Source organism: Bacteroidota bacterium (assembly GCA_008933805.1).
In the GTDB taxonomy this organism is placed as follows: Bacteria; Bacteroidota; Bacteroidia; order UBA8524; family UBA8524; genus SB11.
The window spans coordinates 15,225-28,892 of sequence record WBUH01000027.1; the positions used below are offsets into that span (position 1 = coordinate 15,225).

Annotated in this window: 11 protein-coding genes; 10 read left to right on the plus strand and 1 reads right to left on the minus strand. The window is 39.9% G+C overall.

Features of this window, described 5'->3' with window-relative positions:
- The 5 genes from F9K23_18225 to F9K23_18245 are packed head-to-tail and all read left to right on the plus strand — an operon-like array spanning position 1 to position 5,070.
- Positions 1-1,296: an efflux RND transporter periplasmic adaptor subunit gene (locus F9K23_18225; protein ID KAB2912962.1), complete on the plus strand. Its 1,296-nt coding sequence runs from the start codon at positions 1-3 to the stop codon at positions 1,294-1,296.
- A 10-nt stretch (positions 1,297-1,306) separates the two neighbouring features.
- Positions 1,307-3,700, plus strand: coding sequence for a cadmium-translocating P-type ATPase (gene cadA / locus F9K23_18230; protein ID KAB2912963.1), 2,394 nt, complete (start codon positions 1,307-1,309; stop codon positions 3,698-3,700).
- Complete coding sequence (locus tag F9K23_18235; GenBank protein KAB2912964.1) at positions 3,697-4,065, plus strand: DUF3703 domain-containing protein; 369 nt, start codon at positions 3,697-3,699, stop codon at positions 4,063-4,065. The genes cadA and F9K23_18235 overlap by 4 nt, the downstream gene beginning before the upstream one ends.
- A gap of 9 nt (positions 4,066-4,074) precedes the next feature.
- Positions 4,075-4,374, plus strand: coding sequence for a hypothetical protein (locus tag F9K23_18240; protein ID KAB2912965.1), 300 nt, complete (start codon positions 4,075-4,077; stop codon positions 4,372-4,374).
- Positions 4,375-4,398: 24 nt separating this feature from the next.
- Complete coding sequence (locus F9K23_18245) at positions 4,399-5,070, plus strand: T9SS type A sorting domain-containing protein (GenBank protein KAB2912966.1); 672 nt, start codon at positions 4,399-4,401, stop codon at positions 5,068-5,070.
- 241 nt (positions 5,071-5,311) lie between these two features.
- On the opposite strand, the gene F9K23_18250 is transcribed toward F9K23_18245, so the two are convergent.
- On the minus strand, positions 5,312-6,532 hold the full coding sequence (locus F9K23_18250; protein ID KAB2912967.1) for a M20/M25/M40 family metallo-hydrolase: 1,221 nt from the start codon (positions 6,530-6,532) through the stop codon (positions 5,312-5,314).
- A 1,334-nt stretch (positions 6,533-7,866) separates the two neighbouring features.
- Here F9K23_18250 and F9K23_18255 point away from each other — a divergent pair.
- From F9K23_18255 to F9K23_18275, 5 genes are all read left to right on the plus strand, one after another.
- On the plus strand, positions 7,867-8,700 hold the full coding sequence (locus F9K23_18255; protein ID KAB2912968.1) for a hypothetical protein: 834 nt from the start codon (positions 7,867-7,869) through the stop codon (positions 8,698-8,700).
- Positions 8,687-9,514 (plus strand): hypothetical protein, encoded by an 828-nt coding sequence (locus tag F9K23_18260; GenBank protein ID KAB2912969.1) that lies wholly within the window; start codon positions 8,687-8,689, stop codon positions 9,512-9,514. Before F9K23_18255 ends, F9K23_18260 begins: the two co-directional genes overlap by 14 nt.
- A 12-nt stretch (positions 9,515-9,526) precedes the next feature.
- Complete coding sequence (locus tag F9K23_18265) at positions 9,527-10,318, plus strand: hypothetical protein (GenBank protein KAB2912970.1); 792 nt, start codon at positions 9,527-9,529, stop codon at positions 10,316-10,318.
- A 16-nt stretch (positions 10,319-10,334) separates the two neighbouring features.
- Positions 10,335-13,136, plus strand: coding sequence for a T9SS type A sorting domain-containing protein (locus F9K23_18270; protein KAB2912971.1), 2,802 nt, complete (start codon positions 10,335-10,337; stop codon positions 13,134-13,136).
- A 108-nt stretch (positions 13,137-13,244) separates the two neighbouring features.
- Positions 13,245-13,619 (plus strand): hypothetical protein, encoded by a 375-nt coding sequence (locus tag F9K23_18275; protein ID KAB2912972.1) that lies wholly within the window; start codon positions 13,245-13,247, stop codon positions 13,617-13,619.
- Positions 13,620-13,668 lie beyond the last annotated feature (49 nt).

A 13,668-nucleotide genomic window follows, 5' to 3' on the forward strand; every position in this document is an offset into this window, starting at 1 on the left:
ATGATAAAGTATATAATATATCCTGTCTTAATAGCCTCACTCCTTTTTGTTTCTTGCGGGGAAAAAAGTAATGCTTCAAAAGATGAGCATAAGGAAGAAGGTAGTCACGGACATGAAAATGAAAATACAGTTGAATTAAATGACGAGCAAATAAAATCTATACAAATCCAGTTTGGAAATATTGAACAAAAGCAGCTTACAGCTTCATTGAAAGCCAATGGGGTTTTAAAAGTGCCCAATCAAAATAAAGCCAGCATTACTTCATTATATGGAGGGGTAGTGAAAAATATTTTCGTGCAGCCGGGTAATATTGTTTCTAAAGGACAAAGTATTGCAATTATTGCAAACCCTCAGTTTATTACCTTACAGGAAGAATACCTTTCCCTTGACATCAAAGTTCAATATGCTGAACTTGAGTACAGACGCCAGAAAGAACTTAGCAGCAATAACGCCGGTGCGCTTAAAATTTTTCAGCAAAGTGAAACAGAGCTTAAATCGCTTCGTACCCGACGTGCTTCATTGCAGAAACAGTTAGAAATTATTGGTATTAATCCTGATAAACTAAGTAATGATAATATCGTATCTACTATAACCATCACAAGTCCCGTAAGTGGCTCTGTGAGTACAGTGTTGGTTAATATAGGCAGTACTGTAGATATGAATACTCCTGTTGCAGAAGTTGTGGACAATAGTCAACTTCACCTTGATTTATATGTTTACGAAAAAGACCTACCAAAAGTTAAAACCGGACAAACCATACATTTTACACTCACCAACAATCCAGGCAAAGAATATGATGCACAAATTTTTGGAATCAGCAACACGTTTGAAAATGTAGCCAAAGCGTTGGCCGTTCACGCGATGGTTAAAGGAGACAAAGCCGGCTTGATAGATGGAATGAATATTACTGCATTGGTGAGTCTTGAAAATGCCACTGTTGCGGCTGTCCCAACAGAGGCAATAGTCAATCACGACGGAAACGACTATATTTTTGTTTTAACAGATTCACACACTGAAGAAGAGCACCATGACAGTGAAGTCGAAAAACGAGACGATAAAACAGAAGGACACGATGAGCATGGTCACAGGCATACAGAAAGTGAAAAAAAGGGCAAAGCACAGGCAGCAGTACCTTCAAAAACGTTTGAGCGTATACCCGTTAGGAGAGGCACAACAGATGTAGGATACAGCGAGATTACTTTATTAAAGGAAATACCGACGGACTCAAAAATTGTTACTAAAGGGGCGTTTTTTATTCTAGCGAAAATGACAAACTCTGGTGAACATTCACATTAATAAAAACATCATGGAAAAAGTCAAAATCAATATCAGTATTATATTGCCCGATATTGCCGATGAAAGAGATGCTTGCGTCGAACGTCTTATAGCGATACTGCAAAAGCATAAAGGGCTCAACAAAGTGCACGTTGTGCAGGACAATAACAATGCTCCGGCGCAACTTTGCTTTCACTATGAACCAAATATTATTTCCCTGTCCGAAATTCAAAAGCTGGCAACAGCTGCTGGTGCACAGGTAACAAGCCATTATGGCCATTTGCTGGTTGAAGCAAAAGCCTTCCGCGATATCATTGAAGCAAAAGCAATTGAAAACGAATTGAAGCAGGTAAAAGGCTTGGAAGAAGTTTCAGTAGCAGCTACGGGGCATATCAGGATTGAATTTAACCAAACGGTTACTGATAGGCAAACCGTGCTTGATGCTATCAAACAAGCCGGAGTGAGGCCTAAAAGCATTCAAAAATCTACCAGAAAGCACCACCACAATCATGAGCATGAAGGTGAAGACGAACATGACCACAAACATGGCGGAGATGATAACTCTTTAAAAACCTACCTGCCCGTAATGGCAAGTTTTGTACTACTGCTTACGGGTATAGCCTTTGATGAGTGGTTAACACCTGCTTTTTTTAAAGGATGGGTACGTTTTGCATGGTATATAGCCGCCTACCTGCCCGTAGGATTGCCCGTGATAGGTAAAGGTATAAGGCTGGTAGTAAAAGGGGATGTGTTTACTGAGTTTATCCTGATGAGTATTGCTACCATTGGGGCTTTTTATATTGGTGAATATCCCGAAGGCGTCGCGGTAATGCTTTTTTATACCGTAGGCGAGATATTCCAAGACCTTGCCGTGAACCGCGCCAAACGCAGTATAAAAGCATTGCTGGATGTAAGGCCTGATAAAGCCTACGTTGTTAATGGGGACAATGTTATTGAAACCAGTCCTCAGGATGTTAAGCCCGGCGATATTATACGGGTGAAACCGGGAGAAAAAGTGCCCCTTGACGGTGAAATGCTAACCCAAAGCAGTACGTTTAATACTGCTGCACTTACGGGCGAAAGCCAGCCCGTAACCATTACAAAAGGAGGACAGGTATTGGCGGGCATGATAAATCAGGAAAAAGCAACAGAACTGAAGGTAACCAAATTGTTTAACGACAGTTCACTTGCGCGTATCCTGTTTATGGTGCAGGAAGCCACTACGCGCAAAGCACAAACCGAGCAGTTTATCCGCAAATTTTCACGTATCTATACACCGGTGGTGGTTGCCCTTGCAGTATGCATTACACTGTTACCCTATTTTTTTGTAACCGATTATGTGCTTAATGATTGGTTGTACCGTGCCCTTGTCTTCCTCGTAATATCTTGCCCCTGTGCGCTGGTAATATCTATACCGCTGGGATACTTTGGCGGTATCGGCGCAGCATCACGCAATGGCATTCTTTTCAAAGGGTCCAATTTTCTTGATTTGATGACCCGTGTAAATACCGTGGTGATGGATAAAACAGGTACACTCACCAAAGGCGTATTTAAAGTGCAGGAAGTGGTAAGCTATGATTTTTCTGAAAATGAATGGCTACCGATAGCAGCAGCACTTGAGGCACAATCAGGCCACCCCATTGCCAAAGCAGTAGTAGCCTATGTAGGCGAAAAAACAAACGGCATACGCATTGACAACCTTGAAGAAATAAGCGGGCATGGACTGAAGGCTATCATAAATGGCAGGCAGGTATGGGCAGGCAATGTGCGGTTGATGGAAAAAGCAGGTATAGCAATAGACGACAAAATAACGGCAGTAACCGATACAATTGTTATAGTAGGCATTGGTAATCAACTGGCGGGCTACATTACCATTGCCGATGAGTTGAAAGATGACAGTAAAAATGCCATTGAGCAACTCCATAAAAAAAACATTAAAACAGTAATGCTATCGGGCGATAAACAGTCGGTGGTTGACAAAATAGCGAAAGCACTTGGTATTGATGCGGCTTATGGCGGCTTATTGCCCGAAAATAAAGTGGAGAAAGTGGAGGAGCTAAAAAGAGATAAAATCAGGGTAATAGCCTTTGTGGGCGATGGTATTAATGATGCGCCGGTATTGGCAGTCAGCGATGTGGGAATGGCTATGGGCGGCCTTGGAAGTGATGCAGCTATTGAAACCGCCGATGTGGTGATACAAACCGACCAGCCATCCAAAATTGCCCAAGCTATAAAAATTGCCAAAACTACAAACCGCATAGTTTGGCAAAATATAGCCTTTGCGTTTGGGGTGAAAATAATTGTGCTGGTATTGGGTGCCGGCGGCATTGCCACTATGTGGGAGGCTGTTTTTGCCGATGTGGGCGTAGCGCTCCTTGCGATATTAAATGCAATACGTATTCAAAAAATGAAATATACATTATGAAACTTTACACAAAAATGCCCACCGGGCTAAAAGAATATTTTAAGCACGAGTTAAGTCTTGCCCGCCAGTATTTTTCGCAGGGTCAGTTACAGCAATCATGGCACCATCTTGAACGTGCCCATATACTTGGTCAACCGTGGCCTATCCCACATACACAGGCACATTGGCGCATGATGAGGTTCGCTTTTAAAATAAAGAATGTCAGAGAAATTCTTGGTCAAATTCCAAGGCTGGTTATCGGTGGCATTAAGTCTTTTGTTGGTGAAATACCAGTAGGTAATACCGGCGGAGCAAACGTCCCACCATTAAAGCCAATGGATATTCCAGAAGACCTTCAGAAAATTTTGAATACATATAAGGTATAACCTCATTGTATGGATATTCTTTTGGAATATATATTCAGGTTTGCCTTAGTAGCTGTCTTATTAATCGAAATAATAAGATATTATAAGCTGTTGACAGGCAAAAAGATACGGCTTCAAAAAAAAGCAGCTCCTGCGAAAAATAAAATCTGCATGGAGTTGGCTTTTCTTTCAAGAGTTGCCATACCTGTAGGGACTATAATATATAGCATAGATAATACTCATAACTGGGATTGGCCTTGGATACTTTTATCCTTTTTAGTAATACTACCAAACTTATTCATAGGACCTTTTATTAAGAAAAAATTATAACCATTAAACAAAAAGTAAATTTTTATGAAAAACACAATTCTAATCTTAACACTATTTGCAGGAATAGTAACTGCTAAAGCACAATTTACCTATCGGGTAATTAATAAACACGTGAGTGGGTCTTCAGCAGAATTTGAACTCATTGGATATGGTTATGTAAAAAACACAGGGACTGTAAAAGACACTTTTGTTTGGAAATTAAACAAAAGTATGGTGCTTAATGGGTGGGGTTCTACGCTTTGTGACAAAAATCTGTGTTATGATACCGCCATATATTCAAGTTCTTTTGAATTGGAAGCCGGGGATTCGGGTGTCTTGAATTTATACATATACCCTAACAAAATAGCAGGGAGCGGAGGCCTTGGAATTACCATACACAAGCTTAGCGACAGCAGCAATGCAATAAAAGACACGATATATTATGACACATGGACGGTTGGCGTTGAACATTTTGAAGCAGAATCGTCAATACTCTTATATCCAAACCCTGCCGGCAATCGTCTTTATGTTGAACACAAAAACTTAAAACCCGGGCAAGTAAAAATTTTTAATGTACTGGGTCAACTGCAACAAGTGATTTCTTATGATGCAACAAAAAATGGCATAGATGTCAGTATTCTTTCTTCAGGTGTTTATACACTTAGCTATACAGATGAAGCCGGGAAAACAGTTTTTAAGAAATTTCAAAAACTATAAATCAAAAATAACTTTTCAGCGTAAGCCTTAAAGACTATACTTTCAGTTAAGCACCTCCTTTCTTTGGGGGTGCTTTTTATGTAAATATAGACGTCATGCCTCCAATCCCTCAATGCCATAAGGCTCGTTAGTTAAAACGTAAGTAAGGGTGTTGTTCATTGATGCAAAACAAGAAAACAGCTATGCTTACCAAAAGGGAAATTTATCAGAGATTTTTGCCATAGTTAGCCGGTTTAAGCTGCTAATATTTTAATACTTTTTTAGTACTTACGGATGACTGATTATATAATTTTAAAATATACGTACCGGTTGGCAAATCCTTCGGAAGCTCTAAGGCAAATATATTCCCAGTGGGCATAAATGTCTGTTCCGTCAACGTTCGCCCGTATAAATCTGCTACAACAACCTTCACCGGGTATTCCATCTCTTTCCCAAACATAATATTGGTGTAATCTCCACAGGGGTTTGGCCATACATCAAACTCTTCCTGTGAAAAATTATCCGTACCAAGGGTAGAAATAGTGTCAGTAATACACTCGGCCAGGGTTGCTAACGCAAGTTTTGTACATCGCTGAAAAAAATCAAAATTAATCTGTCCTGCTGAATCAGCTAAAGTATGCCAGTAGGGATTGAAATCATTATCATATTCCTCATTTATTCCTATTGCGGTTAAACCATTTTCCCAAAATGGATAATGGTCTGTTGCAGGGCTACCCGGGTTAACCACATGAAGAGTAAGGCCAATATTATACAATACGTTGCATTTTTCAGCCTTATCAGCAAGTTGCAGTGAGTTTGCCGAATTACGCACATGCAAATCGGCAACGTCATCATTATTTCCATCCCAACCTATCATATCAAGGTTAATATAGCCCATAAAGTTCCACGGTGCGTTCCCTATCGTTGCCGTATAAAATTTGCTTCCCAAGGCACCCTGTTCTTCTTCATCCCAAAACGCAAATACTACAGTATAAGGGAAATTAAATCTTGAAAAAATTCTGGCAACTTCTAATACTGCCGCAGTTCCACTTGCATTGTCATCTGCACCCGGAACAACAGCAGATGATAGTGCATTATCATAATGTGCACCGATAAAAAAGCGTTTATTAGGATACTTATACCCCATTTTTATCCCAAAAAGATTTTTTCCTTTTGCAGTAAAAATCATAGAATCAGTAGTTAAACCATATTTCAGTAATTCCTGTTTGATATAGCTGAAGGCTTTTTCATTACCAAGATTGTATGAAAACCGGGTTTTAATAGTGTCGGAATTTCCATTTATCACCACTGGCAGTTTTCCTGTTAGCTTAAATACTGATATTTCAAGACTGTCTTTGCTAACTTCGTGTATAAGGGTATTAATCTCCTGTTTTTGTGCCTTACCATTTATTGCACATAATAAAAGTAATATTAAAATGCTTTTAGGACAAATTGTTGCCTTCTTAACTATTCTTAGTTTCATATTTGTACTACATAAATAAGACGCCTTACTACGTTTTATTGTTGTAATCGGGAGGTAAAGCTCTTGATGTTTCGAACAAGTGGAACACTACCTGTGCAACACAGCATCAACAACGTGTTGTTGGAAAATGCCAAAAAACGGTGGATTTTACCTCTGTTTAGGACTGTAAATAGTTACCTCTTACATATACACTAATATCAACCACACACAAGGTAACTGCCCGTAAATACTGGTTTTTTGATTTTCAGAAACACACTATCACGGCAGTAAAACAGTGTGTTTGTGGGTTAAAAACAAGGTATTGAAAAATCCCAACAACGTGTTGTTACAAGATGCCAACGCTGTGTTTTTGGCTATTTGGACAACTCATCTGCAGGGGTAATGCTTCCTGTCTCAGTCCCCTCTCGGTTGAATGCTCACTTGTACAGGTACTGAGATTGAAGTACTTGGCCAAAAGAGTCTCAGTCCTATCCTAACTAAATGCTCACTTGTACCATTACTTTTTTGGAGATTGGCCTCCTGCAAGGAGTTTCACGATTTTTTGCGTTGACGAAAATGCCGTTTTTGCCATATCACCGTACAGAAATGTAGTTGTTGGTATCCCAAAGATAGCCTTTTAGTCTTCAGTTTTAAGTTGCTTCACAGTTTTGCCGTTAACAAAACAGCTAAAGGCCAACCGGTATACCTCATCGTACCTTGCAGGAATTGAAATATTTTTCCTGTCAAATAATGTAAAATACCGTGTTTTCACCCTGTTATTTATAATCAACATTATTAATGTTTGCACCACTGTTTTACTGTTTGGGGTGCAGCAGCACAAAAACCATGCTCTTTATACAAACAAAAGCAGTATGTTTCTAAAAACAACGTGTTGTTGGCTATTGTGCAACGGAGTGTTGTTTACTACATTTGTAGGTGAATAGAAACATCGAAACTTAGTCAATAAGGATAACATATAACGTGTCCTGATGATAGTTCTGTACAGATAAATCGCGAAACTTATGTACGGCAGAACTGCATCGGAGGACACGCCCTTAAAAAGGGCGTGCCGCCTTCATGCTGTTGCTGTACAGGGCTTTCGCGAGCCTATCTGTGCAACAAGTATGGGGTACACGCCCTTTTTGAGTTTTTTATGTTTAACCACATTGCGATGTTTATTGTCAGCTTGCATTTTTCCGTAAACTTTTCCTACCCCTTTGCAAATTTTGCAAAGGGTAAAACAAACGCATCCCATAGTTTAGCACTACAAACTATGATAAAACAGATGCGCTATCATTTGGCCAATCACACATTTATCAATAACATTTTTAATCATTATTTAATTATCACTCTTCATGAAACAAAATTTTCAAAAACTAACTGCTAAACTACGTTTAGTTATCACTGTTGCTTGTGTATTCTCAGCATCGTTTGCAAAGGCTCAAGACCCGCAAGGCCCGCCCGAACCTGTCGGAACCTATTGCCCTGTAAATGTGCTGCCATTTACCCCTCAAATCGGCATAGGTACACTAAATAAAATGATTATTGGTGGCCCTGCTGGTAACGATGGTTCTATTTGTTGGAATTGCTACAACGATAGCAGTGGTTATGGCCGTGCAAGGGCATTTAATATGCCTAATTTTTCCTACCAGTCAGGGGCAGCAATTCCCAATTTCAGTTCTCGCATTACCCAAGATTTACAGCGCAGCGTGATGCGTTGGCAGGTAGGTGTTGCCAATTGTTACAACCAAATTACTTGGCAAAACGGGATAACCTTGCGTACTAATGGCAGCGTAGGTATAGGCACCGATGAGACATTCGGGTTTAAACTTGCTGTTAACGGCGGAATTGCCTGCAAAAATGATGTGTTTTTAACCCAAACCGATTTGGCTTGGCCGGATTATGTTTTTGCAAAGAACTATATCTTAATACCACTATTGGAGTTGGAAAAACAAATAGACAGCTTAGGCCACTTACCCCAAATGCCCTCAGCAAAAGAGGTGGAAGAAAAAGGCTTATCGCTGGGCACAGTTACGACAACAGTGGTTCAAAAAGTTGAAGAGCTTACCTTGTATGCCATTGAACAACAAAAACAATTGGATGAACTTAAAAGACAGAACGAACTATTGCAAAAGCAAAACGAGGAACTTTTGAAGCGTTTGGACAGTCTTACAAATGAAAAAGAATAGTATCTTTGATATAATTAGCACTGATATGCGATTGCCACTGCTTTTGATATTGTCTTTATTGTTAGTTTTTTTATCGGATTGTAAACCCGATAAAAACGACTGCTTTGAACCCACTAATCCTGCTTGCGTAAACTATGACCCTTGTTACGGGCAAAAACCAATAACAGCGGATATCAAGATTTCACAAAGGGTTAAAAACTTTGGCACAGATAGTCTTAGTCGTCTCTACTTTGAAGATGATACTATTTTCCCCCACTCTCAAATTCGCTTTAGTTGCCCGCTAAATGGAGCAAAATATACGTGGACATTGGGCGCAGAGACATTATCAAATCAAACTTTTGAACGCAGTTTTTTTGGTGTTAGTGTGCCCTTTGGGGAGTATTCAGTGAAATTAGTGGTGGAGAAGGATGCTGATAAAAATTGTTTTCCTGCCGATAATGGTATGGATACAATTACCAAAAAATTCAAAATAGTGCCTTTATGCAATTTAGCAATTATTGGTGTATTTAAGGGAAAGTGGGATAACCTTACAAACGATAGCAGTCTTATTAGCTTGCGTTCGTTTGAAAGTATGAATTACGCGGATAGTTGTGGAAATGCACTAATTAGATTTACAAACATAAAAGGGCTAAATGATACCGTAATATCCTCAAATGTATTTATTTCAAACTCGAGGATGATTAATGAAGACCCTCAATCAATTATCCTTGGGAATGCTGATTTTAGAATAAATGTTGAAAACAAAACTGTTTTATTCGACTACTACATCGGCAATACACATTACATATTCCGGGGCAGAAAAATATCCAATTAATGTAAAATCTGTATGAGACTATTTAACTATATAATAATCATTATAGCAGCAGGTGCATTAGTAACAAGCCTAAACAGTTGCAAACCTGATAAAAACGACTGTTTTGACCCCACCAATCCCGCTTGTGTAAACTACGACCCTTGTTACGGGCAAAAACCTGTAACGGCGGATATAATAATTGAACAAAGGCTTGACCTCGGTCCTTTTTTAGGTGATTCTATTCTATATTCTGAAGACACCATTTTTCCAACTACCGAAATACAGTTCAGAAGTCCTTTAAAGGACGCGAAATATACCTGGACATTGGGGGCGGAAACTATTACCAGTCGGTCTTTTTTGCGTGAGTTTTATAGTGTGCCTTTTGGAGAGTATTCTGTGAAATTGGTGGTGGAGAAAGACGCTAATAGAAACTGTTTCCCTACCGACAATGGTATGGACACAATCATTAAAAAGTTTAAAATAGTGCCCTTGTGCAGTTTGGCCATTTTTGGAGTTTTTAAAGGTAAATGGGATGGAAGTAATCAAGATAGCAGCATAATAACCATAAAAAACTTTAAGGACTATAGCTATACTGACAGTTGCACGTATGGCCTTTACAGATATACAAACCTTACTGGTATTAATGACACTTTTGTAGGTGGCGGTATTCCGACTTCTAATACCGAATTGATTAGAACCGAAAGTAGCTTTGGCAATCTGGGAGTGTCTCACTTCAAGATAGACCCTCATACTAATCAAATTGTGTTTAAATATACATACGCATCAAAGCCTTATATATTTCGAGGCAGGAAAATATCCAATTAATTTAACTATCTAAAAAATGAACCTGAAAAATATATTTTTCGGGGCAGTATTTATACTGTCCTCTGCGCAGCTTTGCGCGCAAAATTGTGTACGGTTAATCCGAACCCAACACGATAACCCTACTAACGATGAATTGGCCACTTACTTTCCGGGCAAGGTAAACCCCTGGCTTAATACCTTTGATTTTGCTAAAATTGGCGGAGCAGGTTTTAGTGATATAATACTGAACCCAACCGCAGGGTGGGTGTTGCCGGGATTTACAGGAGGTACACTTTCATTGGTAAGTCCCTTTAGTTCTTCGATGGGTACTGAGTACCAATATTTACAGCAACCTACGTTGGGAGCGCCCGCACAAAAAGACATCCATTGGGAAGACGGGTGGGAGTTGATGTGGATGAATACGGGGTATTATCCCAACGGTGAGCCACTAAATTTCAAAAACCCTAACCGAATATTGACAGACCCGTTAGGTTTGGCCAATGCCCGAGTTCCGTACATAATCCTTTACAACCGCTATACAGGAAAGCTGCGTGTGTTTGCGAACCTCTTTACCGATTTTAACCAAGTGGATAGTGTTAGAATGATTTTAGGACATCCAAACCTAAGTAATACGAAAAAAACTGGCATTTTCAGACATTTATCTGGATATGACAAAACCTTAGATGAGACAACAGAACAGACCTTTGTAAGTTCTATAAATTTTCACAATAAAAACAACCACCGACTTTGGTGGTCAAGTGATTTTCAGTTGGGGTACGACCCTTGTGTGTGTGAACACGAGAGTCAGTTAACACTAGATTTCAAATCAGTAAAAGACCAAAATATTAATTTATTTGGCCGGATTGTAGGCCAGCAACAAAACATTAATGCGTTCGATGCTGATTTTCTTACCAATGAGTCAATAGAGGCTGCGGCGAACTCAGGTTCAGGCGGTTCCTTATTGTTCAAATCGTTCGGTTCTTTATTGGACAATTACGATAAACAACTGCGGGACTATGACACCCGTTTGCAGAGCTTTAACTCACCCATGAACCAAGCCATCAGGCAAATTATTTTGGCGGCAAAAAACGGGGTACTAAACAATTCAGGAGCATTTGTAGCCACTGCCATCGGGGGTATTGCAGTACGTGCCTTGGTAAATATCAACGGTGCTGCTTCGTCGGATACCACAACGGCAAAAAAATGGGGCGAAGAAGCCAGCAAGGCGGTAAAAGGTGAGTTGGGCAAGGCGTTGGATATGGTGGTTACGGGTAATTTCGGGAAAGACTTTATGACCGCTCCGCAACGCCCAACCATGCCTACGGCCTCTTTCAGTGAAATGAGGTTAACTGGTTCAATTACAGATGTTGCTTCAATTCAGGTTACTAATTTCCTCACTCCTGGTACTTACAAGTACCCTCAAGACTTAACACCGCAAAATTACCCTGCTTATAATAACGCAGTGGGACTATTTGCCTTGTTGCGAAAACCCCGTATTAATAAACTATTTACCAATTCGTTGACCAAAACGCTGACAAATGAATTTATTACCGCCCCACAGGTTATAAGCCCTGCCAACCCTATGATTGTTGAAACTATCCATGTGAAACAACAAACATGGAAACAAGATTACAAGTTGTTTTTGCGTTTTAAAGAGCCTCTTAAATACAAACTTAACAGGGCGTTAGATTTTGACGACATTCAAACAAAGGTGTATGCGAGTTTTGTGGTTGAATTGGAAAATAAATTGCAGGACTCTACTTGCTTTAACAACTTTCATGTTGAAAACCAAAGCGACAACCTTTTCGTCAGAAATGCGTTTCCTCCCGTGGCAGGCGAACCCTATAAAATTGTATTGGAGAGTAAGTGGCAAAATGTGTACGACATAGGGGAGGTTCTTTTTGACGGGGATTTTTCAACCATTTTTAATACCGAAGAGAAAGCAGCTATTTGGACAATTACAGATGATAACGGTCACAGCACTACCCAACAGGGGGAGTTCTTAACCTGCTTTAACGGTCCCGACCCCTTATTCAAAATTAAACAAATCAAAATGAAGGTGGCCGCAGATATGTATTTTAACCAATTAGGAAGCAACGGACTGCAAAACAGTACTTTTCAAAGTTTCACGTATTTGTTGTTTAATGACAGCTTGGGCATCAACCTGTTTGATACAACCTCTGACCTTAGCAAACTAACTTTGGTAAAACAACCGTTATTGGTATTAACTAACGAAACCATTGAAACCACCGACCCGTTTGTTTTTAAAACCGATGGGACAACAATTTATGTGAACGCGGAGCAAATAGAACTGAATGGAAATATTGACGTTCAAACGGGCTATAAAGCAGAACTTCATGCAACAAAAAGCATCCGTTTTGTATCGGGAAATACGAATATCAGCAACAAAATCAGGTTTAAAAATGTAGCTGCATTCTCAAACTTCGGCAAGAACCCCGAAACATCTCAAAGTGAAATTGAGGCGTTCTGTCAAGACCAAAATAATGGTTACAAAGCATTGCAAACGGCAAACAAAACGGATGAAGAAAGCTCTGTACCTGAAACAGAAGAACCTATTGCAAAAATTGAGACCAAAGTGTACCCCAACCCCGCTTCAAATGTTGTGAGCGTATCAATAGAAACGGATGAGGAAAAGGAATATACCTTCCAAGTTTACGATTTAATGGGCAGGGTTCTAATTAACGAGACCCTTAAAGGAGCTAACCAGCCTTTGTTTGAGATTACAACTGACCAACTGGCAAATGGCACCTACTTATTGCGCATTAACTCACAAGACGGTGCAATTGCTGAAACCCACAGAATAGTTATTTTAAAATAGCTACAACTCCAATTTATATAATAGTCCCATTTGAAGGGATGCACAGTGTTTTTACACCATAGCCGCACCAATCGGTGCGGCTATTTTAAACCCTTTACCTGAAACAAGATGATGCAACCCGCACACCGATGGAATGACCTGCAACAAAGGGCAAAACTGTTTTTAAACCGTCCCGCGTACAAGTACAGCACGATGGACACCGATAAATTACCCCAAACAGGCGGGGTGTATCTCATCTGCCTTGTAGATGACACCTTAGAAGAGACCCCTCTGTATATCAATTTTACCAGCAATCTCCGCAACGAAATACTGACCAAACGGACAGCCTTTATCCTGACCCAATTAAAAAGCCCCCAAAAGGCAGCCGAAGTCTTAAAGTCAAATTGCTACCTTCGCTACATTGCTGAATCCGACCCGAAAGAGCAAATGGCACTCACTGTTGCTATCTCATTGGAGTTAAAACCGCTTTACCTAAACAACTAAGTCGCTGTACCTATGTTGTACCCATTAGAAAAATAGATGCTTTTTTTAT